This is a genomic window from Micromonospora sp. NPDC005163 (assembly GCF_053599835.1).
Map to the genome: position 1 here is coordinate 93,377 of NZ_JBSFYP010000022.1, position 24,550 is coordinate 117,926.

A 24,550-nucleotide genomic window follows, 5' to 3' on the forward strand; every position below is an offset into this window, starting at 1 on the left:
CTTGCGAGTCTAGGCGGCCGGACCGGAGCGCACCCGGGCCGCCCGTCCGCCGGGACGGTGAGCCGGGCCACGCCGACGTGGGCGAGATTGGCTAGGCTCCACCTGTGACCGCACGGCTGCCGGTGTTCCCGCTCGCAACGGTGCTCTTTCCCGGGTTGGTGCTGCCACTGCACATCTTCGAGGAGCGTTACCGAGCCCTGGTCCGGCACCTGGTCGGCCTGCCCGAGGGCGCCTCGCGCGAGTTCGGGGTGGTCGCCATCCAGGCCGGCTGGGAGGTGGCGCCGGCCGGTCCCGGCGCCCGGCCCACACCCGCCGGCGGCGAGGTCACCCTGCACGAGGTCGGCTGCACCGCCGAGCTGCGCCAGGTGACCGAGCTGGCCGACGGGGGCTTCGACATCGTCACGGTCGGGCGGCGCCGGTTCCGGATCGCCGAGGTCGACGAGAGCTCCGCGCCGTACCTGACCGCCGAGGTCGAGTGGCTGCCCGAGCCGGCCGGGCCGGACGAGGTGGCCGACCTGCTGGCCGCCCGGGTGATCGCCGTGTTCCGGCAATACCTGGGCCTGGTCCGGTCCGACCCGGAGGAGATCTCCGAGCAGCTCCCCGAGGACCCGACCGTGCTCTCCCACCTCGTGGCGGCGACCGCGGCGCTGACCGTGGACGACCGGCAGCGGCTCCTGGCGATCGACGACACCGCCGCCCGGCTCCGCGCCGAGCTGCGGCTGCTCAACCGCGAGGCGGCTCTGCTGCGTCAGGTGCGGGCGGTTCCGGTGCCGCTGGCGGAGCTGGCGTCCCCGCCGACACCCAACTGAACGCGGTCGGGTCGGGCTCCGGCTCCGGGCGCAGCGACGGCCAGCGCGACCAGCCGGCCAGCAGGGTGTACGTGATCGCGGCACCGAACGCCGGCAGCAGCAGGTTGCCGTGCGGCACCGGCAGCACGCCGAGCAACCAGTCGACGCCGCCGGCCCGCAGGTCGGCGGGTTTGGTGAAGGCCTGGCCGGCCGGGGCGGTGTCCAGCAGCCGGTCGAAGGTCGCCAGGCCGATCCGCCGACCCACCTGCCAGGCCACCGGCGCGGCGGCCAGCGCGCCCAGCACGGCGGCGATCAGCCCGACGGGGCCGCGCCGGCGGCGCAGCACGAACCACAGGCCGAGCGCCGCGAGCACCCCGAAGGCGAGCCCGAGCAGGCTGAACCAGCCGTCCGCGGCGATCGGCTGCTCCGGCTGCGGCTCGGCGTAGATCGCGCCCTCAGCGGTCTTGAGCACCGGGGTGTCGGGCGCGAGCGCGGCCCAGAGCAGCCCGAGCGGCGCACCCAGCACGGCCAGCGCGAGCACGACACCGGCCACCGTCACCCCGGTCCGCGCCGGCCTGCGCGGCGGATCGGCCGGGACGGCGCCGAAATCCGCGTCCACGTCCGGTGGCCCCCCGCCGGCACGCTGGTCCGTTACCGGGTCGGCCGGTGTCGATGGCGCGGACGACTCGACGCCGGGCGGCGTGGGCCGGTCGGATTCGGGGCTGTCGGGGTTCACCCGATGATCCTCTCAGCTCGCCGCCCGGGCCGTGCACGGTCATCCGCGCTCCCGCCCGATGACGTGACCGCACCGCCTCCGGTCAGCGGGCGAACGGCTCCACCATGACCGAGGCGGCGCGCAGCCACGCCTGCCTGGTCTCCGACTGGAGCTGGTGATACTCGATCGACGACCCGGTCTCGAGCGCCGGGTCGTAGGGCACCACGGCCACCGCGCGGGTACGGGTGGCGAAGTGCCGTTCCAGGTCGTCCTGCAGGGCGGAGCGGCCCGGCGTGGGGCAGGAGATGAGCGTGATCGCGTTGTCGGCCAGCTCTCCCATGCCCTCCTCGTGCAGCAGGTCGAGCATCCAGTCGGCGCTGAACGCCGCGTCCTCACGCGGCACGGTGGTCACCACCAACTGGTCGGCGGCCTGCATCACGGTGCGCCAGTTGGCGCTCTCCACGTTGTTGCCGGTGTCCACGCAGACCACGTCGTGGGTACGCCGCAGCAGCTCCAGCACCCGCCGAACGGTGAACTGGTCCAGCCGTTGGGCGAAGCGCGGGCTCTCCTCGCCGGCGAGCACGTCGTACGAGCCGTCGGAGGCGTGCCGCAGGAAGTCGTCCAGCCGCTCCAGCAGGGTCGAGCCCTCCAGGATCTCGATCTGGGCCAGCTCAGTGATCAGGTGGCGGATGGTCCGGGCGTGCCGGGCGCTGCCGGCGCGCAGCCCGAGGGTGCCGCGCAGCTCGTTGTCGTCCCAGGCCAGCACGCCCCGCCCCCGCACGCTGCCGACCGTGGCCGCGGCGAGCACCGTCGCGGTGGTCTTGTGCACCCCGCCCTTGGGGTTGGCGAACGCGAACACCCGCGGAGTGCCGAGGTCGCGGCGGAGCACCCCGGTGGCCCGCTCCAACTCCTGGTCGACGCCCTGCGGACGCCATTCGATACGCGGCGGGTAGCCGCGCTCGGCGATGGCCGAGCTGATCGGCGGAGCGGGCGGTGGGACGACCGGCGGGGCCGGCGGCGGCGTGACCGGCGGGGCGGACGGGGACGGCGGGGGCACGGGGTAGCCGGTCTCCGGCTGGTAACCGGTCTCCAGCAGCGCGTACCGGGACTCCACCGGCGGGTTGCCGTGCCGGTAACCGTTGTCCAGCATCGCGTAACGCGACTCGACCGGCTCGGCCTGGCGGGACGGCGGCTCGGGCTCGGGCCGGTACGCCGGCTCCGCCCGATAGCCCGGCTCCGGACGGTACGCCGGCTCAGCGCGGTACGCGGGCTCGGCGCGGTAGGCCGGCTCGGCCCGATACGCCGGCTCGGCCCGGTAACCCGGCTCGCCCCGGTGGTCCGGCTCCGGCCGGTACGCCGGCTCGGCCCGATAGGCGGGGTCGACCCGGTAGGTCGCCTCGGCCCGGTAACCCGGGTCCGCGCCGTACGACAGCTCGGCCGGATGCCCGATGGCCGACGCCCGCCCGGCGTAGCCGTCGGGGGCCGCGCGCCGCGGCAACGGATCCGGCGGCGGTTCGTCGGCTCGCCGCTCCGGTTCGGTCTGCTCGGGGGCGCGGGCGCCGTGCCGGGCGCGGTCCAGCAGCGCCCGCCACCTCGGCGCTGGTTCGGCCGGCCGGCCCCAGCCGGTCTCACTGCCCTCCACGGCCCGCCCTCCCAGCGCCATCGATCTCCGTCTGACAGGCTACGAAGGAAACCCTATTCGGACCACACCACGGCACGCACACCACCCGGCGCAGATCACGACGGGGAGGGCGTCGGTGGCCCGGTGCCGGTGGCGTCCGGCGAGGTGGTGACGCTCGGCGGGGCCGACTCGGTGGGACCGGTCGTCGACGGTTCGGGTGATGGGATCGTCACGACCGGTGCGGGTTCCGACGATTCGCCCATCGTTGCCGAGGGCACCGGCGCGACCGGCGGCGACTCAACCGGCACCTCCGGGGTCGGCTCCGCGCTCGGCCCGGTGTCGGCCGGCGGGCGGACCACGTCCTGCTGCTCGGGCAGTGGCGGCGTGAAGACCGTGCGGTCCAGCCGGTACACCTCGGGGGCGGGGTCGACCGCCCGCACGTCCGGCCGGGTCGCCACACCGCGCAGCGCCACCGGCGCCGCCCGCACCACCGCCGCGTACACGCAGGCGCAGCCGGTCCGGTACCCGGCCGCCTCGGCCGCCGCCACGGCCGCACCGCTGGCGTACCGCTCGCGCAGCTCCCGCACGTCCGCGCCGTCGCCGCTCACCGCGGCGGCCTTCGCCCGGTAGTCCGCGGCTTCGGCGTCCTTGCGGGCGGCCACCTGCGCCATTCCGGCGACCACGTCGTCCGGCACCCGCAGCGCGGGAATCTTGACGATCTCGGTCTGCCGGCCGGGCAGCGGGACCCGCCCGAACACCGTCGAGACCGACACGTCGCCGAGCACCGCCGCCAGTCGCTGCGGCGGCAGGTACGCATCCAGCGTGACCAGGGCGTAGGTCCCCTCCCCGGTGGCCGGGGCCGCCGTGGGCAGCGCGGCCAGGTCGGCCGCGGCGGACCGCAGGTAGCCGGGGACGGAGTCGCCGTCGACCACCCCGACCCGGGTCACCTCGCCCACGGTCCGGTCGCCGACCGGAGCGTCGTCGACGGCCCAGACCGCGGTGCCCAACACCGCCGCCGAGGAGAGCAGCGCGGCCCAGGTGAGCACCCCGGACCGCGCCGACCGGTCGCCCAGCCGGGCCACGGCCCGGGTCAGCGGCGGCAGCAGCCGTTGGTCCAGCTGCCGCAGCAGGTCGCCGGCGCGCACGGGCGGGATCCCCTCGTCGGATCGGTGTCGGGCGGTCGCCGCTCAGTCACGCAGGATCTGAAGCGCGCGGTCCAGGTCGTCAGGGTAGTCGCTGACGAACCGGACCTCGTCCCCCGTTCGGGGGTGCAGAAAGCTCAACTCGCGGGCGTGCAGCCACTGTCGGGCCAGCCCAAGCCGGGCCGACAGGGTGGGATCGGCGCCGTAGGTGAGGTCGCCCACACAGGGGTGCCGCAGGGTTGAGAAGTGCACCCGGATCTGGTGGGTGCGGCCAGTCTCCAGGCGGACGTCGACCAGGCTGGCCGCCGGGAACGCCTCCAGCGTGTCGTAGTGGGTGATGCTCGGCTTGCCGCCGGAGACCACGGCCCAGCGGTAGTCGTGGGTGGGGTGCCGGTCGATCGGCGCGTCGACGGTGCCGCGCAGCGGGTCCAGGTGCCCCTGCACCACCGCGTGGTAGCCCTTGTCCACCTCGCGGTACTTGAAGGCCCGCTTCAACGCGGTGTACGCCTGCTCGCTCTTGGCCACCACCATGATCCCGGTGGTGCCCACGTCCAGCCGGTGCACGACGCCCTGCCGTTCGGCGGCGCCGCTGGTGGAGATGCGGTGCCCGATCGCGGCGAGGGCGCCGATCACCGTCGGGCCGGTCCAGCCCGGGCTCGGGTGCGCGGCCACGCCGACCGGTTTGTCCACCACCACGATGTCGTCGTCGGCGTACACGACCCGCAGGCCCGGCACCGCCTGCGGCACCACGATCGGCGGGGCGACCGGCGCGGGAAGCGTGACGTCCAGCCAGGAGCCGGCCTTGACCTTGTGCGAGTTGGCCCGGGCGGTGCCGTCGACCAGCGCGTCCCCGGCATCGACCAGGGCCGCGGCGGCGGTACGGGAGAGCCCGAACAGCCGGGACACCGCCTGGTCCAGGCGCATCCCGTCGAGCCCGTCCGGCACGGGCAGTGAACGGTGGTCGCCGCCGGCGGCGAACGCGGAGGTCACGCCCGCTCCCGCTGGTCGGCGTCCTGGGTGGCGCTCGCGTCGGCGGGGTCGCCGTCGCGGCCGACCCGTCGGCCGTCACGCTGGCGGCCGGTCAACTCCAGCAGCACGGCCAGCAGCACACCGCAGACCAGCGAGCTGTCGGCAAGGTTGAACACCGGCCAGACCTGGCCGTACGGGTCGAAGAGGCTGACCATGTCGACCACGTGCCCGTGGAACGGGGAGGGCGCCCGGAAGATCCGGTCGACGAGGTTGCCCAGCGCGCCGCCGAGCACCAGCCCGAGGGAGATCGCCCAGGGCAGCGACCGCAGCCGCAGCGCCATCCAGACGATCCAACCGACCACCCCGATGGTGATCAGCGGGAAGACCCAGGTGTGGTCCGCGCCGATGCTCCACGCCGCACCGCTGTTGCGGGTCAGACTGAAATAGACCACCCCGCCGAGCAGCCGGACCGGCTCCCGGTCGGTCAGCGTGGCCAGCGCGAGGTGCTTGGTGACCAGGTCGGCCAGCAGGGCCACCAGGGCGACCCCGGCGAGGATCGCGACGGCCCTCGGCCGGGGTTTGTCGCCGCCCGGGTCGGTACGGCCGGGTTCGGCGGACGGTACTGCGGTCATGCGCTCCCCATCGACAGTCTCGGCGGTGATCGCTCACCGTCTCATCGCCGCCGGGGAGCGGACCTCAGCGCCGCTCCTCCAGCTGCTTGCACGTCACACACAGGGTGGCCGACGGGAAAGCGGCGAGGCGCTCGACCGGAATCGGGTTGCCGCACCGCTCGCACCAGCCGTAACCACCCTCGTCGAGGCGCTCCAGGGCGCGCTCAACCTGCGTGATCCTTTCCAGGATGCTGTTGGCGAGAGAGATCTCCTGCTCCCGCTCGAGCGTCTTGGTGCCGGTGTCGGCCTGGTCGTCCCCGGCCAAGTCGGTCAGCCGATCGCGCTGCAGCTCGGTGATCTCACTCAGCGTCTGATCGTACTCGGCGCGAAGCTCGTCCCGCCGCGCCGCCAACGCCGCCCGGATCTTCTCGGTCTCCGCCGCGCTGCGGGTGGCCTTGGCCACCGGCTTGCGGCCGGCGGTCCTGGTGTCGGCTGGCTTCGCCATGGGTCGCTCCCTCGGCCGCGGAACCGCGTGGACCGCGGCACCTGGTCAGGGGGCGCCGACCAGGGCGTCCCCTATGTACGAAAAGGGGCGCGCGGCGACGATGGCCGCGCACTCCGGAGGTTGGCAAGAATACGGAACGTACAGGCGTCCGACAACGTGCCGCACCGTCGCACCGCTTAAGAGCCCCGAGCCCTGCCTAACTGGGGCAAAAGGAACGCTAGCAGATCAAAGGTCCGCCTCATCGCCGTACTCACCAAACCACCGGGCCAGCCGACCCCGCCTGCTGACGGCCCGCAACCGGCGCTCGGCGGCGTCGCGTACCCCGCCGGTGGCGACGATCAACAGGCTGTCGCCGGTCTTCAGCCGGGTGTCCGGACCGGGCACGAAACCCACCCCGTCCCGCAGCACCAGGGTGACCGAGGCACCCAGCGGCAGCCGCAACTCGTCGACGTGCACGCCGGCCAACCGCGAGCCCGTCGGCACCTCCAACTGGAGCAGATCGGCCCGCATCCGCTCCAGCGGGGCGGTCTCCACGTGGATCTCGGTGGCCTCGGCCGGCGCGGTGATCCGCAGCCGGCGGGAGAGCGGCCCGAGCGTCCCGGTCTGCACCAGCGTGAAGATCACCACCAGCACGAAGACCGCGTCGAAGAGGCGCTCCGCGCCGGGCACCCGCTCGGAGAGCGGAATGGTGGCCAGCACGATCGGCACCGCCCCGCGCAGCCCCGCCCAGGACAGGAACGCCTGCTCGCGCAGGCCGACCCGGAACGGCAGCGCCGACACGACCACCGACAGCGGCCGGGCCAGCAGCACCAGCGCCAGCCCGGCGACCACCGCCGGCAGCACCGCCGCGTCCAGCCGGCCCGGCGAGGCCAGCAGCCCGAGCAGCACGAACAGACCGATCTGGGCGAGCCAGGCCAGCCCATCGGCGAAGCCGAGGATCGCCTGCCGGTGCGGCAGCCGGGCGTTGCCCAGCAGCACCCCGGCTACGTAGACGGCGAGGAACCCCGAGGCGTGCAGCACCGCTCCCGCGGCGTACGCCAACACCGTGATCCCCACCGCGGCGATCGGATACAGCCCGGCCGAGGGCAGCGCCGCCCGGCGCAGCGCCCAGGTGCCGGCGACACCGGCGCAGACCCCCACCGCGGCCCCGACACCCAGCTCGTAGGTGACCAGGGCGGCCTCGTACCACCACGGGTGCGACAAGCCCCGGTGGGACAGCAGCACCACCAGCAGCACCACCGGGGCGTCGTTCATGCCCGACTCGGCCTCCAGCGTCGCCACCAGCCGGGGCGGCAGGCGCAGCCGGCGCAGGGTCGCGAAGACGGCGGCCGCGTCGGTGGAGGAGAGCACCGCGCCGTAGAGCAGCGCCAGCCGCCAGTCCAGCCCGAGCAGCAGGTGCAGGGCGACGCCGACCAGCACGATGCTGACCACCACACCCACCGTGGACAGTGCTGCGGACAGCCCGAGGACCGGCCGCAACGTGCTCCACCGGGCGGTCAGGCCACCCTCCGCGATGATCACGATCAGCGCGCAGAAGCCGAGGGTCCGGGTCAGCTCGACGTCGTCGAAGCGGATGCCCAGCCCGGCCTCGCCGATCGCCACGCCCAGCGCCAGGTAGACCAGGAGGCTGGGCACCCCGAGCCGGGTGGAGAGCCGGACCGCGCCGACCGCCACGAGCAGCACCCCCGCGCCGAGCAGCAGCGCGATATCCAGCCCGGGCGTCACGGTTGCCTGGCCCGGACGTTCCTCACCCCACGGATCCGTCGCGCAGCCGGCGCAGCACCCCGGACAGCTCCGGGCCGGGACGGTCGACGAGGAACAGCTTGTCCCGGCTGGCCGCGCCGGTACGCAGTGACACCGAAGCCGGCCGGACGCCCAACGCGCCGGCCAACGCCCGGCGGGCGGCCTCGGTGGCCCGACCGTCCACGGCCGGGGCGTGCACCGCGATCACCAGGGCCGGGCCGTGCGGGCCGTCGAACCGGCCCCCGACCCGGTCCCGGGAGGAGCCGGGCTTCACCCGCACCGCCACGGTGAGCGTGTCCTGCGCGGGCACCGGTGCCGCTTCAGATCGGTCGGGCGTCGGCGAGCAGGGCGGTGGCCGGCGCACACTGCGCGCACGGGGTGAAGCCGAGCTCGACGGCCTCGGCGACCGGGAGCGTCTCCGACGCCCGGCCGACGAGGTGCGGGCAACTGGCGAGGTGGTAGCGGGGGCGACCGTCCACCACCTGGACGGGGTCGGGCAGCCGGGCCACCCGGGCCGCCTCGGCGGGGGTGACCGGCTGCGCGGCCGGCTCCTCGTCCCTCATGCCATCGGCCGTTGGCGCATCGACGCCGGACGCCTCGTCGGCCGGCGCCGGGAAGGGCGACGCCTGACTGGCGGACGAGGCGTTGGAAGCGTGGTCGGCGGTCGCGAACGGTGGCCCCTGGTCGGCCGGCGGCTCGGGTGGTTGCCGCCACCCGGTGCCGCCGGTACCGACCGTCGTGGGCATGTGCTGGATTGGCACTTCCGGCTCGACCAGCGGCGGCCCGTACGCGACTCCCGGCCCGGCCTGGTTGGCCGTGCGGGGTGCTCCGGGGCTCCGCCGGCCGGTCCGGCCGGGCTCCGCCATGACGCGGTTGGCGGCTGCCTGGCGGGCGCCCACCACCAACGCCACGGCGGCCAGCAGACTGGCCGCGATGGAGATGATCAACATAATGCTGGAACCACCGGCCAGGCCGAGCACCAGTAGCACCACCGCGACGAGGATGAGCAGGAGACTCGCGACTATCACGGCTCACCCCCGCCGCGTCGTACCGTCCAGGCGGGGCCGGCGACCGTCACCATCTGCGGACAGCGATCGCCGGCCGGTGCTCAGCGTCCGGCTTCGAGGGCGCCGGAGCGCCCGCCGCCGTACGAACCGGCGAGACCCGCGGCGGCCAGCCCGTTGCCGCCGGCGACCCGGCCTGCCTCGGAGCGGGTCATCTCGGCTTCGAGGCCCTGGCCGCGACCGTCGAGGTCACGCAGCTGGCTCTCCAGGTACGCCTTGAGCCGGGTGCGGTACTCGCGCTCGAACTGCTTGAGCTCCTCGATGTGCTTCTGCAGCGCCGTGCGCTTGGCGTCCAGGCCGCCCATGGCCTCCTGGTGCCGCTGGCGGGCGTCCCGCTCCAGGGCGTCGGCCTTCGCGCGAGCCTCGCGGGTCACCTCCTCGGCCTTGCCGCGGGCCTCGGACAGGAGCTGGTCGGCCTCGCGACGCGCGTCGGACACGTGGTCGTCGGCGGTGCGCTGGGCCATCATCAGCACCCGCAGGGCCTGCTGCTCACCGTCACCGGTGACCGCACCCGGGCCGCCGGTCGCGCGGACCTGCTCCAGCTCGGACTGCATGGCGCGGGCGGCCTGCTCGGCCGCTGCCTTGTCGCGCTGCACCCGGTCCAGCTGTGCCTTGACGTCGTTGAGCTCCGCCGCGAGTCGGGCGTCGCCGCCGGGGCCGGCGGGGGCACCGCCACGGCCGCCGCGCTCCACCTGGGCGCGCAGCTCGTTGTTCTCCTCGATGAGACGGGCGAGCTCGCGCTCAACCTCGTCCAGGAAAGCGTCGACCTCCTCCTCGTCATACCCCCGCTTGCCGATCGGCGGCTTTTTGAAGGCGACGTTGTGTACGTCGGCCGGGGTCAGCGGCATCGAAACTCCTCGGGTCAGTTGCGGCCGCGAAAGCGCGTCGGTCATCAGGCAGATGCCCTGATCGACGGCCCTAACACGAACTCCATCAGCACGAACAGGATAACCAGGAGCACAAGGGAGGCCAGGTCAATGCTCACGGTACCAATTCGCAGCGGAGGGATCACACGCCTCAACGCGTTGAGAGGGGGATCAGTGACGCTCCACACGGATTCCAGTCCCGCCGATGCTCTGCGCCCCGGCTGCCACCGGCGGCCGTACTGCAGGACGGCGCTCAGCACAAACCGGGACAGAAGAAGGAGCAGGAAGACATAAAGGATCAGGTACAACACTTGCAGCAAGATCGACAACACGGTCAGCGACGTCCCTCGGGTCGGGCGATCAACTCAGACTGAAAAAGCCGCCCTCAGCGATCTTGGCCTTGTCCTCCGCGGTGACCTGGACATTGGCCGGTGAGAGCAGGAACACCCGATTGGTCACGCGCTCGATCGTACCGCGCAGCCCGAACGCCAGCCCGGCGGCGAAGTCAACCAGACGGCGGGCATCGGCCTCATCCATCTCGGTGAGGTTGATGATCACCGGAACCCCGTCGCGGAAGTGCTCACCGATGGTGCGCGCCTCCCGGTACGTGGTCGGGTGCAGCGTGGTGATCTGGTAACGCTGCTCCTCCTCGGGCGCCCGCTCCCGTGCCGTGACCTGCGGCGCGAGGGCAAGGTTGTCCCGGGTGTGGTACGTCAGCGCGCCGGAGGTCTCGCCAGCCGAGGACCTGGTGATCGACCGGACGCTGGACCGCTCGACCCGCTCCGGACGCTCGCCGTCGCCCCGGTCGGAGTCACCGACCCGCCCGTTCGAACGCTCGGAGAGCCGACTCCGCTCGCCGGCCCGCGGCCGGGGAGCCGGCGGCTCCTCGGTGTCCTCGTCGTCCTCGTCGGCGAACTCCTCGGCGTACCGGCTCTGCCGGTAACGCGAGTCGCGGTAGCCACCCTTGTCGTAGCCACCGTCGTCGTAGGCCCGCTCATCGTCCTCTTCGACCAGACCGAGCCAGACCCCCGCCTTGCGCAGTGCACCCATCCCGCGCCCTTCCGTCCGCCGTGCGGCACGCGCCCCCGTGCCATGTCGCCCGTCGCGAGTGGACAAACATGCCCATCGGACCGGAACGGCAATCCCCCTGGCGCGCGATTCGCGTCGCGCGCCACGACCCCCGACTGGGAGACGCCGTTCCTGAAACAACACTGATGTAATTTGCTTCTCTCGCGGTCAGGCTACCGCAGCGTGGGGCGCATTCCGAGCAACGCGCTACCGACGCGGACATGTGTCGCGCCGTATTGGATCGCGATTTCCAGGTCGCCGCTCATTCCGGCGGACAACGCGACCGCTCCCGGATGGACCAAGCGAAACGCCTCGGCCACCTCGGCCAGCCGGGCGAAGGCCCGCTCCGGCGCCCAACCCAGTGGCGCCACCGCCATCAGGCCGGCCAACCGCATCGTCGGCGAGTCGACGACCGCCTCGGCCACCGGCTCCAACCCGACGCCCGGGTCGGCCGAGCCCGGCAACGCGCCGCCCCGGGCCGGGTCGCCGTCGATGCTCACCTGGATCAGGGCGGCCAGCGGTCGCTCCCGCCCGGCCGCCGCGGTGGCCAGCGCCCGGGCCAGCCGGACACTGTCGACGGAGTGCACCACGTCGGCGTACCGGACCACCGAGCGGGCCTTGTTGCGCTGCAACTGGCCGATGAAGTGCCAGCGCGGGCTCACCCCGGCCGCGGCGACCTCGGCGGCCTTGCCGGCCGCCTCCTGGTCGCGGTTCTCTCCCACGTCGGTCACCCCGAGCCCGGCCAGCGCCAGCACGTCGCTGGCCGGGTAGGTCTTGGTGACCGCGATCATCGTGACGTCGGCACGATCCCGGCCGGCGCTGGCGCAGGCGTCGGCGATGCGGGCCCGGACCTGGGCCAGGCCGGCCGCGAGTTCGGCGCGCCGGTCCGGTCGTACCGTGGCTGAGCTGTCGGTCATCGGCGGTGCTCAGGACCCGTTCTTGAGGAAGTCGGGCACGTCCACGTCGTCGAAGAGCACCCGGCGCGGCGACTGGGTCGGCGCCGGCATGGTGGCCGGTGCCGGGACCGGGGCGCTCTGCGCCGCCGGCTGGTTGGTGTTGGTCTTGCGGGCCGGCTCGGCCGCCTTGTACGCCGGCGCTCCCCCGTCGAAGCCCGCCGCGATGACCGTCACCCGCACCTCGTCACCGAGCGCGTCGTCGATCACGGCGCCGAAGATGATGTTGGCGTCCGGGTGGGCCGCGTCGGTGACCAGCTGGGCCGCGTCGTTGATCTCGAACAGGCCCAGGTCGGAGCCGCCGGCGATGGAGAGCAGCACGCCGCGGGCGCCGTCCATGCTCTGCTCGAGCAGCGGGCTGGAGATGGCCGCCTCGGCCGCCTCGACCGCGCGGTTCTCGCCGCGGGCGCTGCCGATGCCCATCAACGCGCTGCCGGCACCGCTCATCACGCTCTTGACGTCGGCGAAGTCCAGGTTGATCAGACCCGGGGTGGTGATCAGGTCGGTGATGCCCTGCACACCGGAAAGCAGCACCTGGTCGGCGGTGCGGAACGCGTCCATCATGCTGATGCCGCGGTCGCCCAGCGCCAGCAGGCGGTCGTTGGGGATGACGATCAGGGTGTCGCACTGGTTGCGGAGTTCGTCTATTCCGGACTCGGCCTGCACCTGACGGCGCTTACCCTCGAAGGAGAACGGCCGGGTCACCACACCGATGGTCAGCGCGCCGAGCTTGCGGGCGATGTTCGCCACCACGGGCGCGCCACCGGTGCCGGTGCCGCCGCCCTCACCGCAGGTCACGAAGACCATGTCGGCGCCCTTGAGCACCTCCTCGATCTCGTCCCGGTGGTCCTCGGCGGCGTTCTTGCCGACGTCCGGGTTGGCGCCGGCGCCCAGCCCCCGGGTCAGCTCCCGGCCGACGTCCAGCTTGACGTCCGCGTCACTCATCAGCAGCGCCTGGGCATCCGTGTTGATCGCGATGAACTCGACGCCCTTGAGCCCAACCTCGATCATCCGGTTGACGGCGTTGACGCCGCCGCCCCCGATGCCGACGACCTTGATGACCGCCAGGTAGTTGTGCGGAGGTGTCATCTCCGGTCCTTTCCTTCGAGATTGGCTTCGGCCGACCGGGTACGGCGTGGCCAGACCAGCGGCCGACGACAGCTGTCACCAGCGAGGATCAGAGCTGAACCATCACCCTCTACTAGAGGCTTACAGTTATGTCAACCACTGATCCTCTTCGGGGCAACGTAAGCGCCGCCGCGCGATGAGCCAAGGACCCGACCGGCGTGTCGCCGCCCGGAGCGCAACGAGTCACCTTTCCGCACCTCGCGGCAAGCCCCTCGGTCAGCGGAAGGTCACCACATCCGGTGCGCTCACGTCGATCCGGTCGGTGTCCTCGCCGAGCAGCGCGGTGGCCACCCGGGCCTTGTCCGTGCTCCGGGTCGCGTCGCCCCACACCACCGTCCGGTCACCGCGCAACCGCAGGCTGATTCGAGCCAACCCCTCCACGGTCACGTCCACCAGCTCGCCACGCAGCTGCGGGGTCAGCGCGACGAGCACCTCGAGCGCGGCCCGGGTGCCCGGATCGTCGGCGGCCGGTCGAGCCACCTTCACCAACGGCAGCTCGGCGGGGCGTCGGGCGACCGTCCGGAACGCCACCCCGGCCCCGTCGACCAGGGCGAACGCCTCCCCCTGCGGCACCGCCGCCACCGGAGTCCGCTCGGTCACCCGGACCACCAGCGCGCCCGGCCAGTCCCGCGACACCGTGGCCCGCTCCACCGGCGCCAACGCACCGACCCGCCGGGCGGCGGCGGCCAGGTCCACCCGGGCCAGCGGCACCCCGTCCGGCACCCCGACCGCATCGCGCACCTGCACCGGGGTGACCAGGCCGGCACCCTCCACCTTCACCTCGCGGACCCCGAACAGCCCGGTGCCGAGCACCGTCCAGGCGACCAGCCCGGCCAGCGCGAGCACCCCGGCGGCCACCGCCCACGGCAGCGCCGCGCGCATCCGGCGCTGGCGGGCCCGGGCCATGAACCGGCGGGTCGACGGTGGGACCGCGTCACGGCCGGCCCGGACCAGCTGCCAGCGCCGGACCGGACCGCGTCGCGCAGCGCCGCCGTCGGCGGCGCTTGTCCGCCCTCGGGCCGGGCCGGGGCTCATCCGGCCGTGGGCGCCGCGCCGTCCGGTGCGGCGGTGCCACCGAGGGCCGCTCCGTCGCCACCGGCGGTCGCCCCGCCGGGCACCGGACCACCGACCGCGGGGGCGGGGGCGGGGGCCACCGGGTCGACGGTCGCGGTCGGCGCGGAGCCGGCGCGCGCGAGCAGGCCGGCCAGCAGCTCGTCACCCATCAGCGAAATCGGCGGGGCGCCCATGGTCACCACCACGTCGCCCTCGCGGGCCCGGCGGATCACCTCGACCGGCGCCTCCTCCCAGGAGTCGACGAAGACCTTCCGGTCGGCGGGCAGCGCCACCGCCTCGATCAGCGCCGCCGAGCCCTCACCGGGCTGGCGCAGCTCGCCCGGCCCGAAGACCTCCAGCAGCACCACCTCGTCGGCGATGGCCAGCGCCTCGGCGATCTCCGCCTGGGAGTCGCGGGTGCGGTACAGCCGGTACGGCTGGAAGACCACGATCAGCCGCCCCTCCCCGGCCACCTCACGCAGCGTCTGCAACGCCAGCGTCATCGAGGTCGGGTGGTAGGCGTACTCGTCGTAGACCAGCACGCCGTCCGCGACACCCTTGCGCTCGAAGCGCCGCCGCACGCCGGGGAAGACCGCCAGCGCCGCCTCCGCCGCCGGCAGCGGCAGATCCAGCAGGTACGCGGCCAGCACCGCGGAGGCGCTGTTCAGCCCCATGTGCCGCCCCGGCACCGGCAACCGGAACTCGCCCAGCGACCGGCCGTCGATCGCGGCCAGGTAGCGCACCCCGCGCGCGGACGAGACGATCTCGGTCAGTCGCAGGTCGGCGTCGGCCGCCTCGCCGTACGTGTGCACCCGCCGCCCCTCGGCGCGCAGGGTCTCCGCCAGCCGCCGCCCGCCCGGGTCGTCGGCGCAGGTGATGATGAACCCGTCCGGGTCGGTGAGCCGGGCGAACTCGACGAACGCCGCCTCCAGCGTCGCGTAGTCGCCGTAGGTGTTCAGGTGGTCCGCCTCGACGTTGGTGATGATCGAGACGTACGGGCGGTAGATGAGGAACGAGCGGTCGCTCTCGTCGGCCTCGACCACGAAGTGCTCACCGGTGCCGTGGTGGGCGCCCGAGCCGACCTCGGAGATCTCCCCGCCGATCACGAACGACGGGTCCACCCCGGCCTGCTGGAGCACCATGGTCACCATCGAGGTGGTGGTGGTCTTGCCGTGGGTGCCGGCCACCGCGATCGCGCGGCGGCCCGTCATGGCCGCCGCGAGGGCCTCCGAGCGGTGCAGCACCCGCAGACCGCGACGGCGGGCCTCGACCAGCTCCAGGTGGTCCTGCGAGATGGCCGAGGAGTAGACGACGGTGTCCACGCCATCGAGGTTGGTCGCCTCGTGGCTGAGGTAGATGGTGCCGCCGAGCGCCCGCAGCCCCGCCAGCGAGGGCCACTCACGCAGGTCGCTGCCGGACACCCGGATGCCCCGGGTGAGCAGCAGCCGGGCCACGCCGAGCATGCCCACCCCACCCACTCCGATCAGGTGAACCGCGCCCAGGTCCTCGGCGGTCAGCGTGCCGGCCGGGGTGAACTGCGCGGTCATCGGGCCACCGCCTGGATGACGAACGAACGCAGCGCCTCGTCACCGTCGCGCCGCCCGTAGGCGGCCGCCGCGGCGCCCATCGCGTACAGCCGCTGCGGGTCACGGATCAGCGGGATGACGGTGCGCTCCAGCCAGGCCGGGGTCAGCTCCGTGTCGTCGACCAGCAGCCCACCGCCGGCCTCCACCACGGGCAGCGCGTTGCGCTTCTGCTCCTGGTTGCTGTGCGGGTACGGCACGTAGATCGTGGGCAACCCGATCGCGGCCACCTCGGCGCAGGTCATCGCCCCGCCCCGGCCCAGCATCAGGTCGGCGGCGGCGTAGCCCAGCTCCATCTCCGACAGGTACGGCAGCGTCACGTACGGCACCGGCAGGTCGGTGGGGATCGGCACCGGCTCGTTGCGGGCGCCCATCACGTGCAGCACCTGCACGCCGTTGCGGGCCAGTTCCTTGGCCGCCCCGGAGACCGCCAGGTTGATCGAGCGGGCGCCCGACGAACCGCCGGCGACGAAGAGCACCGGCAGGTCGGGGCGGAGCCCGAAGTGCGCGCGGGCGGCGTTGCGCAGCGCGTACCGGTCCAGTGTGGCGATGTTGCGGCGCAGTGGCACGCCGACCACGGTGGCGTCGCGCAGCGCCTCGGCCTGGACCGGTTGGTGCGGGAACCCGACCGCGACGTTCTTGGTGAACTTCATGCCCAGCCGGTTGGCCACACCCGCCGGCACGTTCACCTCGTGGATCACCATGGGCAGCTCCCGGCGCCAGGCGGCGAGGTAGGCCGGCACCGAGACGTACCCGCCGAAGCCGACCACCACGTCGGCGCGCACCTCGTCGATCACCTTGCCCGCGGCGCGCGCCGCGGTCCACATCCGGCCCGGGGTGCGGACCAGGTTCATGTTGACCGACCGGGGCAGCTGGTACGCCGGGATCTGCCGCAGGTCGTAGCCGTGCGGCGGGATCAGCTCGTTCTCCATGCCGCGTGGTGTGCCGAGGCAGGTGATCCGGACGCCCGGGTCGTGTCGGCGCAGGCAGTCGGCGAAGGCGAGCAGCGGGTAGACGTGCCCCCCGGTGCCACCTCCCGCGAGCACCACCGAACGCAGCGGACCCATCAGCGTCTCCTCTCGCTCGCCGTACCCCCGCGGCGCCGGTCCTGCCGGACCCCGCGCGGTGCGGCCTGGTCGTCCTGTCGCCGTTCGCGGGACCGGGGCACGGACCCTCGGCCAGCCGACGGCGTCGCCGGCCGGCGACGCCGACCGGGAAGCGGCGGCAACGGGGCCCAGAGTAGTCGGACCCACCGGGCCGGCGGACGGGCATGCAGTGCTCTGGCCGCATCGGGTTCGGCGCGCGCGAAGGACGCCAGCATGCCGATCGCCGCCAACGTCACGACCAGGGCACTTCCGCCGTCGGAGATGAACGGCAGCGGCAGGCCGGTGATCGGCAGCAGCCCGACCACCCCACCGATATTGATCACGGCCTGGCTCACCAGCCAGGTGGTCACCGCGGCGGCGGCGAGCCGGCGGAACGGGTCGTCGACCCGCCGGGCGATCCGCAGCCCGGTGTACGCGAGCACCGCGAACAGGCTGAGCACCACCACGCAGCCGATCACGCCCAACTCCTCGGCGATGATCGCGAAGATGAAGTCGTTGTGCGCCTCGGGCAGCCAGTCCCACTTGAGGCTGCTCTTGCCCAGCCCGACGCCGAACCAGCCGCCGTGCTCGATGGCCAGTCGACCCTGGTAGAACTGGAGGCAGCCGTCGAGCTTGCACTTCTCCGGGTCCGGCGGGTTGAAGAACATGGCCAGCCGGGCGAAGCGGTAGTTCTCCTCGCCCTGCTCGCCGGAGCCGGCGCCCAGCGATGCCACCGCGATGAGCAGGCCGACGCCGAGCAGACCGACCACCGTCAGCACGCCGAAGACCCGCATCCGGACGCCGGCGGCCCAGAGCAGACCCACCACCAGGGCCAGCAGACAGAGCATGGTGCCCGTGTCGTTGTAACCGACCAGGACGAAGAGCAGGCCGACCACCGGGAAGAGCGGGGTGGCCAGCTCGCGCCACCAACCCAGCGCGGCACCCTTGCGGGCGACCAGGTACGCACCCCAGAGCACCATCGCGAACTTGGCCAGCTCGGACGGCTGGAGCTGGATCCCGCCGACGAACAGCCAGTTCAGTCGCGCCTCGACCGGCCCGAACCCGGCCGACCGCTGACCGGTGAGCCGGGCGTAGGCGACCAGCAGGTTCAGCACCAGCAGCAGTGCGACCGAGGTGATCAGCAATGGCCGACCCAGGGATCGGTAGGTGCTGGCGGGCAACCGTTGGCAGGCCCAGAACACCCCGATGCCGATCACCGCGAAGATGGCCTGCTTGGTCACCGAGGCCGAGGCGTTGCCGTCCTCGGCGTAGTCCTTCACGCTGGTCGCCGAGAAGACCATGGTCAGCCCGATCAGCAGCAGCAGGCCGGCGCTGGACAGCAGCAGGTAGTAGGAGGCCAGCGGCCGGTCCAGCAGGCCTCGCAGCGCCGCGAGCCCATCGGCCGCGTCCAGCCCGCGCAGCGGCGCGGCAGCGACCGGGTCCGGCGCGCGCGGCCCCCCGCCCGGCTCGGCGCCGCGCTTGTCGTCCGGGCCGCGCTTGTCGTCCGGGCCACGTGGCGCCGCGGTACGCGACGCACCCGGTGACCGCCGCGGCCGGCCGGCTGTCCTGTCCTCGGTGCCTGGTTCCTCCCCCACCGGGACATCATCACCGCTTCGTGCGCCGGGCACGCCCACACCGGCGCCCCCGGCGTGTCGGGCGGACACGCCTCGGCCCCCGGCGGTCCGCCGTGGGCGGAACCGGGGGCCGAGGTGGGGTGGCCGGCGCGCGCCGGTCAGGTCATGTTGGCGAGGAACTCGCTGTAGAACAGGCCCAGCGCGATGGCCACCCCGATGCCGGCGATGATCCAGAACCGGACCACGATGTTGACCTCGCTCCAGCCGGCCAGCTCGAAGTGGTGGTGCAACGGCGACATCCGGAAGACGCGCTTACCGGTGGTCCGGAAGGAGATGATCTGGATCACCAAGGACATCGTGATGATCACGAAGAGCCCACCGATGATCGGCAGCAGCAGGATCGTCCGGGTGGACATCGCCATGCCGGCGATCAGGCCGCCCAGCCCCAGTGCACCGGTGTCACCCATGAAGATCCGCGCCGGGGACGTGTTCCACCAGAGGAAGCCGACACAGGCCCCCGCGGCGGCGCCGGCTATCAGCGCGATCTCCAACGGGTCGCGGACCGCGTAGCAGTACGACTGGGTGTAGCTCGGGTCGGCGCACCAGTGCCGGTACTGCCAGAACGCGATCAACGCGTACGCGGCGAGCACCATCACCGAGGCGCCGGTGGCCAGACCGTCCAGGCCGTCGGTGAGGTTCACCCCGTTCGTCGCGCCCATCACCACGAAGATGAAGATGATCACCGCGCCGATCTTGCTGACCTCCAGGGCGTCGATGTCCCGGATGAAGCTCAGCGTGGTGCTGCCCACCGTCTCGGTGTTCGTCACCGCGCCCGACGCGTCGGTCATCGTGCTCGGGAAGTAAAGCGCCACCACGCCGAAGACCGCGCCGACCAGGATCTGGCCGAGCAGTTTGCCACGCTTGTTCAGCCCGGCGCTGTTGCGCTTGCGCACCTTGAGGAAGTCGTCGAGGAAGCCCACCGCGCCGGAGAACACCATCAGTCCCAGCAGCACCAGCGCGGTGATGGTCGGCTCGACCTGGGCGATCTGCGCGTCCGGCAGGGTGGTCAGGGCCAGGTGCCCGGCCACGTACGCGATCACCGTGGCCAGGATGAAGACCACGCCGCCCATCGTCGGCGTGCCCTTCTTGGTCTGGTGCATGGCCGGGCCCTCGGCCCGGATCGGCTGGCCGGCCTTGAGCCGGGCGAACACCTTGATCGCGATCGGGGTGCAGAAGAGCGAGACGATGAAGGCCACCCCGACGGCGACGATGACCGCCCTCACGCGGTAGCTCCGTTTCCGGGGGTGCCGTCGGCGCGCAGTGCGTCGGCCACCTCCCACGTCCGGTACCGGGAGCCCTTGACCAGGACGACATCGCCCGGCCGTAGCTCGCCCCGCAGCACCTCGACGGCCGCCGCCTGATCGGTGAGCAGCACCGACTCTCCTCCCCAGTTCCCTACCGCTGTCGCGCCCTCATGGATCGGCGCAGCCGGCTCGCCCACCACGAGCAGCCGGTCGACACCCAGCTCGGCCGCGAGTTGGCCGAGCTCGGCGTGGCCGTCCCGCTCGAACGGCCCCAGCTCGGCCATGTAGCCGAGCACCGCGACCGTACGCCGATCCCGGCCGAGCGTGGCGAGCGCCTTCAGCGCCGCCGACATCGAGGCCGGGTTGGCGTTGTACGAGTCGTCGATCACGGTCACCCCGTCGGGGCGGTCGAAGACGTCCATCCGCCGGGTGGAGACCAACCCCAACTCGCCGAGCGCCGTGGCCAGCTCGGCCAGCGGCATGCCCAGCTCCCGGGCGACCGCCGCGGCGGCGAGGGTGTTGGAGACCTGGTGGCGGCCGGTCAGCCCGAGGCGCACCGGCGCGCTCCCCTCCGGGACGACCAGGGTGTACGACGCGCGCCCCCGGTCGTCCAGCGTGACGTCCTCGGCCCGCACGTCGGCGTCCGGGGCCTCCCCGTAGCGGACCACCCGGGCCCGGGTGCGGCTGGCCATCGCGTCCACCCGCGGGTCGTCGGCGTTGAGCACCGCCAGCCCTTCCGGCGGCAGCGCCTCGACCAGCTCCCCCTTGGCCACGGCGATGGTCTCCTGCGAGCCGAACTCACCGATGTGCGACGTCCCGACGTTGAGCACCACGGAGATCCGCGGCGGGACGATCTCGCACAGGTAGCGCACGTGCCCCACCCCGCGCGAGCCCTTCTCCAGCACCAGGTAGCGGGTGTCCGGCCCGGCGCGCAACGCGGTGTGCGGGTGCCCCAGCTCGTTGTTGAACGAGCCGGGCGGCGCCACCGTGGCCCCGAGCCGGGCGGTGAGCTGGCCGATCAGGTCCTTGGTGGTGGTCTTGCCGGAGGAGCCGGTCAGGCCGATCACGGTCAGCCCGGGCAGCCGGTCCACCACCGCGCGGGCCAGCCGGCCCATCGCGGTCAACGCGTCGGCGACCAGCACCATCGGCACACCGGGCACCTCGCGGGTGCCGAGCACGGCCACCGCGCCGGCCGAGATCGCCCCGGCCGCGTAGTCGTGCCCGTCGACCTTCTCACCCGGGAAGGCCACGAAGAGCGCCCCGGGCCCCACCTTGCGCGAGTCGAACTCGACCGGCCCGGTGACGGTGGCGGCCGGGTCGGCGGCGACCAGCCGCCCCTCGACCGCCGCGGCCACCTCGGCCAGGCTCAGTGCGATCACCGCTGACCCGCCAGGTCCCCGAAGCGGGCCCGCAGCGCGTCGGCCAACTCGATGCTGTCGTCGAACGGGAGCACCTCGCCCGCCACCTCCTGGCCTCGCTCGTGACCCTTGCCGAGCAGCGCGATCACGTCGCCCGGCGCGGCCAGCCGGACGGCCTCGTCGATCGCGGCCCGGCGACCGGCCACCTCGATGATCCGGGCGGCCGTGCCGGCCCGGTACGCCCCGGCGAGCACCTCGGCGCGGATCTCCGCCGGATCCTCGGTGCGCGGGTTGTCGTCGGTCACCAGCACCACGTCGGCCCCCTCCGCGGCGGCGGCCCCCATCACCGGCCGCTTGCCCCGGTCCCGGTCTCCGCCGGCACCGATCACGCAGATCAGCCGGCCGGCGCTCAACTCACGCAGCGCGGCCAGCGCGGCCACGATCGCGTCCGACTTGTGCGCGTAGTCGACGACCCCGCGCACCGGCCCGGCGACGTCGACGAGCTCCAGCCGGCCGGGCACACCGCCGCAGGCGGCCACGCCGGCGGCCGCGATCGCCGGGTCGACCCCGGCGCCGACCAGCGCGGCGATGGCCAGCAGCGCGTTGGCGACGTTGTGCCGCCCGGGCAGCGCCACCCCGGCGGGCAGGACCACACCGTCCGGGCCGTGCGCGGTGAACCGCTGGGCGTACCCCTCGCCATCCACGCCGTCGGCCCACCAGGTCGCGGCCGGGTCGCCGGCGGCCGAGTAGCTGATCGTGGCCGGCCGGTACAGCGGCTTCAGCGCCGGGTCGTCGTGGTTGAGCACCTCGACCGCGCACCGGCCGTCGAAGAGCTGCGCCTTGGCGGCGAAGTAGTCGGCGCTGTCGGCGTGGAAGTCCAGGTGGTCGGAGCCGAAGTTGGTGTAACCGCCGACGGCGAACCGGACACCGCCCACCCGGCCCATGGCCAGCGCGTGGCTGGAGACCTCCATGACCACCGCGGTGACCCCCCGCTCGCGGGCGGTGGCCAGCATGGCGTGCAGGTCGGTCGCCTCGGGGGTGGTGCGAACGCTGTCGATCACCAGGTCACCGAGCCGGGTCTCGACGGTGCCGATCAACCCGGTGGTGTGCCCGGCGGCGCGCAGCCCCGACTCGATCAGGTATGCCGTGGACGTCTTTCCGGCGGTGCCGGTCACGCCGATCACGGTCAGCTCCGCGGTCGGGTCGCCGTAGACGGCCGAGGCCAGCTCGCCGAGCACCGCGCGGGGGTCGGGCACCACGAGAGCGGGCAGGCCGGTCTCCGCCGCCAGCTCGGCGCCGGCCGGGTCGGTCAGCAGAGCCACCGCGCCCGCCGCGGCGGCGCCGGCGGCGAACTCCGCGCCGTGCCGGCGGGCGCCGGGCAGCGCCGCGTACAGGTCGCCGGGGCGGACCTCCTGGCTGGCGTGGGTCGCCCCGGTGACGACCACCCCGGCGGCGTCCGCCGGCAGGTCGACGGCGAGCCGGACGGCGAGATCACCGAGCCGGACTCCGGTCACGGTACGTGGACGTGGATTGCCGGGCACGGCGTCAGACCCTACCCGGTCGCACGGTTCCGGCCGCACAGCCGCCCCGGTGGTTCTTCGGCACTCACCGATGATGTCTCGCCGTCGCTGCTCAGCGCGGATAGACCACGAACTTGGGCGCCGAGCCGCCGGTGGACGGCGGTACGCGGTAGTGACGCAGCGTGAACTGCATCATGTCGCGGAACGCCGGCACGGCGATGGCGGCACCCCCACCGGCGGGCGCGTACACGAAGACGGCGATCACGTACCGGGGCTTCTCCGCGGGAGCCATGCCGATGAACGAGGACACCTCGCCGGGCTGCTTCTTGCCGTCCACCAGCCGCCAGCCGGTGCCGGTCTTGCCGGCGATCCGATAGCCGGGCACCGCCGCGCCCACGCCGGTGGCGCCGTCGACCGTGGTGACCGCCTCCAGCATGGTGCGCAGCGCCGCCGCGTTCTGCGGGCTGAGCACCGAGCGGGTCACCGGGGCCGGCGCGGGAGTGCGCTTGCCGTCCGGGCCGATCGTCTCCTTGACAAGGTGCGGCTGGACGTACGTGCCGTCGTTGGCGATGGCGGCGTACGCGGCGGCCATCTGCAGCGGCGTGGCGTCGACGCTGTGCCCGATCGGCACCGACCCGGCCGACGACCCGCTCCACTCGTCGGCCGGCAGCAGCCGGCCGCTGGCCTCGCCGGGCACCCCCTCACCGGTGGGCTGGCCAAGCCCGAACCGCTTCTGGTAGTCGATCAACCGGTCCCGGCCGAGCTTGTCGGCGATGGTGATGGTGCCGACGTTCGACGAGTAGGCGAGCATCCCGGGCACGCTCATCCGCCGGCCGTTGGCGAAGTGCGTGTCGGAGAACCAGGTGTCGCCCTTCTTGATGCTGTTCGCGATCGGCAGCGTGGTGTCCGGGGTGATCACCCCCTCCTGCAACGCCGCGCCGAACGTGATCGCCTTGTGCACCGAGCCGGGGTCGACCACGAAGCTGGTCGCCGCGTCCTCCCGGGCGACCGGATCGCTCGGGATCGGCTTCGCCGCGTTGTAGGTGGGGTGGCTGGCCTGGGCCAGCACCTCGCCGGTGGGCACGTCGATGATCACCGCCGCGGCCGTGGCGCCGCGCTGCTGCCCCATCCCCGCACTGAGGATCTGCTGCGTGCGGAACTGCAGGTCACGGTCGGTGGTGAGGGCTATCGAGCTGCCCGGCTTGGCCGGCGTGGTCCGGCTGTAGCCGCCCGGGATCGGCGCGGCGAGGTCACCGAGGCCGGCCTCGTACACCCGCTTGCCGTCCTGCCCGGCGAGCAGCTCGTCGTAGCGGGCCTCCAGCCCCTCCAGCCCGACCATGTCCTGGCTGGTGAAGCCGATCAGGTTGGCCGCCAGGTCATCGCCGGGCACCTCGCGGCGCTCGTCGCGGTGCACCCCGATGCCGGGCAGCTCGAGCGCCAGCACCTGCTTGGCGTTCGGGATCTCCACCCCCCGGGCCAGGTACTCGAACCGGGACGGGTTGCCGTTCTCCAGCTTGCGGGGCTTCATCAGCTCGGTGAGCCTCGACGCCGGGATGCCGAGCAGCGGGGAGAGCGCCTTCGCGGTGGCGGCGGAGTCCTCGATCTCGGTCGGGTCGGCGAACACGTACCGCGCCTCGACGCTGTGCGCCAGTGGCTCGCCGGTGCGGTCGTAGATCGCGCCGCGCGGCGCGGGCAGCTCGACCGTGCGGGTCCGGTCGGCGACGCCGCCGCCGGCGTACGCCGGGGTGTCCACCGCCTGAAGGAAGATCAGCCGGATCCCGATGGCGGCGAACAGCGCCAGGGTCAGGGCGGTGCCGAGTCGCAGCCGCAGCCGCGGGTCGGCCAGCTTCGGCGGTCGCGGCGGCTTGCGGGACGGCCGCCGGGCCGCCGGGCGGTCGGC

23 protein-coding genes are annotated in these 24,550 nt (G+C 73.4%); 1 reads left to right on the forward strand and 22 read right to left on the reverse strand.

The features are described from left to right. The first annotated feature begins 104 nt into the window (after positions 1-104). On the forward strand, positions 105-809 hold the full coding sequence (locus ACWD6N_RS17375; RefSeq protein ID WP_354964984.1) for an LON peptidase substrate-binding domain-containing protein: 705 nt from the start codon (positions 105-107) through the stop codon (positions 807-809). Here ACWD6N_RS17375 and ACWD6N_RS17380 read toward each other — a convergent pair. From ACWD6N_RS17380 to ACWD6N_RS17485, 22 genes are all read right to left on the reverse strand, one after another. After that, a complete protein-coding gene (locus tag ACWD6N_RS17380; RefSeq protein ID WP_354964985.1) occupies positions 724-1,524 on the reverse strand; it encodes a DUF2567 domain-containing protein in 801 nt (266 codons plus the stop codon). The genes ACWD6N_RS17375 and ACWD6N_RS17380 overlap by 86 nt on opposite strands. An 82-nt stretch (positions 1,525-1,606) precedes the next feature. Beyond that, positions 1,607-3,166, reverse strand: a complete 1,560-nt coding sequence (locus ACWD6N_RS17385; RefSeq protein WP_354964986.1) for a MinD/ParA family ATP-binding protein — start codon at positions 3,164-3,166, stop codon at positions 1,607-1,609. Between the two features lie 74 nt (positions 3,167-3,240). Beyond that, positions 3,241-4,269: a hypothetical protein gene (locus ACWD6N_RS17390; protein ID WP_354964987.1), complete on the reverse strand. Its 1,029-nt coding sequence runs from the start codon at positions 4,267-4,269 to the stop codon at positions 3,241-3,243. A 42-nt stretch (positions 4,270-4,311) separates the two neighbouring features. Next, the gene (locus ACWD6N_RS17395) at positions 4,312-5,256 is read right to left on the reverse strand and encodes an RluA family pseudouridine synthase (protein ID WP_354964988.1); all 945 of its coding nucleotides are present in this window, start codon (positions 5,254-5,256) and stop codon (positions 4,312-4,314) included. After that, entirely contained in the window at positions 5,253-5,867 is a 615-nt protein-coding gene (gene lspA, locus ACWD6N_RS17400; protein ID WP_354964989.1) for a signal peptidase II, read from the reverse strand. The genes ACWD6N_RS17395 and lspA overlap by 4 nt, the downstream gene beginning before the upstream one ends. Positions 5,868-5,931: 64 nt before the next feature. Further along, entirely contained in the window at positions 5,932-6,351 is a 420-nt protein-coding gene (locus tag ACWD6N_RS17405) for a TraR/DksA family transcriptional regulator (protein WP_354964990.1), read from the reverse strand. A 225-nt stretch (positions 6,352-6,576) separates the two neighbouring features. Then, positions 6,577-8,076: a potassium/proton antiporter gene (locus tag ACWD6N_RS17410; RefSeq protein WP_354964991.1), complete on the reverse strand. Its 1,500-nt coding sequence runs from the start codon at positions 8,074-8,076 to the stop codon at positions 6,577-6,579. Between the two features lie 22 nt (positions 8,077-8,098). Further along, entirely contained in the window at positions 8,099-8,404 is a 306-nt protein-coding gene (locus tag ACWD6N_RS17415) for a DUF167 domain-containing protein (RefSeq protein ID WP_354964992.1), read from the reverse strand. Between the two features lie 10 nt (positions 8,405-8,414). Further along, positions 8,415-9,122, reverse strand: a complete 708-nt coding sequence (locus tag ACWD6N_RS17420) for a hypothetical protein (protein WP_354964993.1) — start codon at positions 9,120-9,122, stop codon at positions 8,415-8,417. An 80-nt stretch (positions 9,123-9,202) separates the two neighbouring features. Then, the gene (locus ACWD6N_RS17425; protein WP_210911619.1) at positions 9,203-10,006 is read right to left on the reverse strand and encodes a DivIVA domain-containing protein; all 804 of its coding nucleotides are present in this window, start codon (positions 10,004-10,006) and stop codon (positions 9,203-9,205) included. 44 nt (positions 10,007-10,050) lie between these two features. Further along, positions 10,051-10,356: a YggT family protein gene (locus ACWD6N_RS17430; protein WP_354964994.1), complete on the reverse strand. Its 306-nt coding sequence runs from the start codon at positions 10,354-10,356 to the stop codon at positions 10,051-10,053. 28 nt (positions 10,357-10,384) lie between these two features. Then, complete coding sequence (locus tag ACWD6N_RS17435; RefSeq protein WP_354964995.1) at positions 10,385-11,074, reverse strand: cell division protein SepF; 690 nt, start codon at positions 11,072-11,074, stop codon at positions 10,385-10,387. Between the two features lie 191 nt (positions 11,075-11,265). After that, a complete protein-coding gene (locus ACWD6N_RS17440; protein ID WP_354964996.1) occupies positions 11,266-12,009 on the reverse strand; it encodes a YggS family pyridoxal phosphate-dependent enzyme in 744 nt (247 codons plus the stop codon). A gap of 9 nt (positions 12,010-12,018) precedes the next feature. After that, positions 12,019-13,134, reverse strand: a complete 1,116-nt coding sequence (ftsZ, locus tag ACWD6N_RS17445; protein WP_089019751.1) for a cell division protein FtsZ — start codon at positions 13,132-13,134, stop codon at positions 12,019-12,021. Positions 13,135-13,389: 255 nt separating this feature from the next. Further along, on the reverse strand, positions 13,390-14,208 hold the full coding sequence (locus tag ACWD6N_RS17450; RefSeq protein WP_354964997.1) for a cell division protein FtsQ/DivIB: 819 nt from the start codon (positions 14,206-14,208) through the stop codon (positions 13,390-13,392). Further along, the gene (gene murC / locus ACWD6N_RS17455; protein WP_354964998.1) at positions 14,205-15,773 is read right to left on the reverse strand and encodes a UDP-N-acetylmuramate--L-alanine ligase; all 1,569 of its coding nucleotides are present in this window, start codon (positions 15,771-15,773) and stop codon (positions 14,205-14,207) included. Before murC ends, ACWD6N_RS17450 begins: the two co-directional genes overlap by 4 nt. Further along, the gene (gene murG / locus ACWD6N_RS17460; RefSeq protein ID WP_354964999.1) at positions 15,770-16,876 is read right to left on the reverse strand and encodes an undecaprenyldiphospho-muramoylpentapeptide beta-N-acetylglucosaminyltransferase; all 1,107 of its coding nucleotides are present in this window, start codon (positions 16,874-16,876) and stop codon (positions 15,770-15,772) included. Before murG ends, murC begins: the two co-directional genes overlap by 4 nt. After that, positions 16,876-18,306, reverse strand: coding sequence for an FtsW/RodA/SpoVE family cell cycle protein (locus ACWD6N_RS17465; RefSeq protein WP_387323993.1), 1,431 nt, complete (start codon positions 18,304-18,306; stop codon positions 16,876-16,878). Before ACWD6N_RS17465 ends, murG begins: the two co-directional genes overlap by 1 nt. Positions 18,307-18,626: 320 nt before the next feature. Then, positions 18,627-19,751 carry a phospho-N-acetylmuramoyl-pentapeptide-transferase gene (gene mraY / locus ACWD6N_RS17470; RefSeq protein ID WP_354965000.1) on the reverse strand — a complete coding sequence of 375 codons (1,125 nt, stop codon included), beginning with the start codon at positions 19,749-19,751 and terminating at the stop codon, positions 18,627-18,629. After that, complete coding sequence (locus ACWD6N_RS17475) at positions 19,748-21,151, reverse strand: UDP-N-acetylmuramoyl-tripeptide--D-alanyl-D-alanine ligase (RefSeq protein ID WP_354965001.1); 1,404 nt, start codon at positions 21,149-21,151, stop codon at positions 19,748-19,750. The genes mraY and ACWD6N_RS17475 overlap by 4 nt, the downstream gene beginning before the upstream one ends. Continuing rightward, positions 21,148-22,710 carry a UDP-N-acetylmuramoyl-L-alanyl-D-glutamate--2,6-diaminopimelate ligase gene (locus ACWD6N_RS17480; RefSeq protein WP_354965002.1) on the reverse strand — a complete coding sequence of 521 codons (1,563 nt, stop codon included), beginning with the start codon at positions 22,708-22,710 and terminating at the stop codon, positions 21,148-21,150. Before ACWD6N_RS17480 ends, ACWD6N_RS17475 begins: the two co-directional genes overlap by 4 nt. A gap of 52 nt (positions 22,711-22,762) precedes the next feature. Further along, positions 22,763-24,550: peptidoglycan D,D-transpeptidase FtsI family protein (locus tag ACWD6N_RS17485; RefSeq protein ID WP_450004982.1), on the reverse strand; the 1,788-nt coding region annotated here is incomplete at its 5' end.

Excerpts from the sequence above, each read along its gene's own strand:
- ACWD6N_RS17385 (WP_354964986.1), bottom strand. The coding sequence starts at position 3,166 with ATGGCGCTGGGAGGGCGGGCCGTGGAGGGCAGTGAGACCGGCTGGGGC.
- lspA (WP_354964989.1), bottom strand. The coding sequence starts at position 5,867 with ATGACCGCAGTACCGTCCGCCGAACCCGGCCGTACCGACCCGGGCGGC.
- ACWD6N_RS17405 (WP_354964990.1), bottom strand. The coding sequence starts at position 6,351 with ATGGCGAAGCCAGCCGACACCAGGACCGCCGGCCGCAAGCCGGTGGCC.
- ACWD6N_RS17425 (WP_210911619.1), bottom strand. The coding sequence starts at position 10,006 with ATGCCGCTGACCCCGGCCGACGTACACAACGTCGCCTTCAAAAAGCCG.
- ACWD6N_RS17435 (WP_354964995.1), bottom strand. The coding sequence starts at position 11,074 with ATGGGTGCACTGCGCAAGGCGGGGGTCTGGCTCGGTCTGGTCGAAGAG.
- ACWD6N_RS17440 (WP_354964996.1), bottom strand. The coding sequence starts at position 12,009 with ATGACCGACAGCTCAGCCACGGTACGACCGGACCGGCGCGCCGAACTC.
- ftsZ (WP_089019751.1), bottom strand. The coding sequence starts at position 13,134 with ATGACACCTCCGCACAACTACCTGGCGGTCATCAAGGTCGTCGGCATC.
- ACWD6N_RS17450 (WP_354964997.1), bottom strand. The coding sequence starts at position 14,208 with ATGAGCCCCGGCCCGGCCCGAGGGCGGACAAGCGCCGCCGACGGCGGC.
- murC (WP_354964998.1), bottom strand. The coding sequence starts at position 15,773 with ATGACCGCGCAGTTCACCCCGGCCGGCACGCTGACCGCCGAGGACCTG.
- murG (WP_354964999.1), bottom strand. The coding sequence starts at position 16,876 with ATGGGTCCGCTGCGTTCGGTGGTGCTCGCGGGAGGTGGCACCGGGGGG.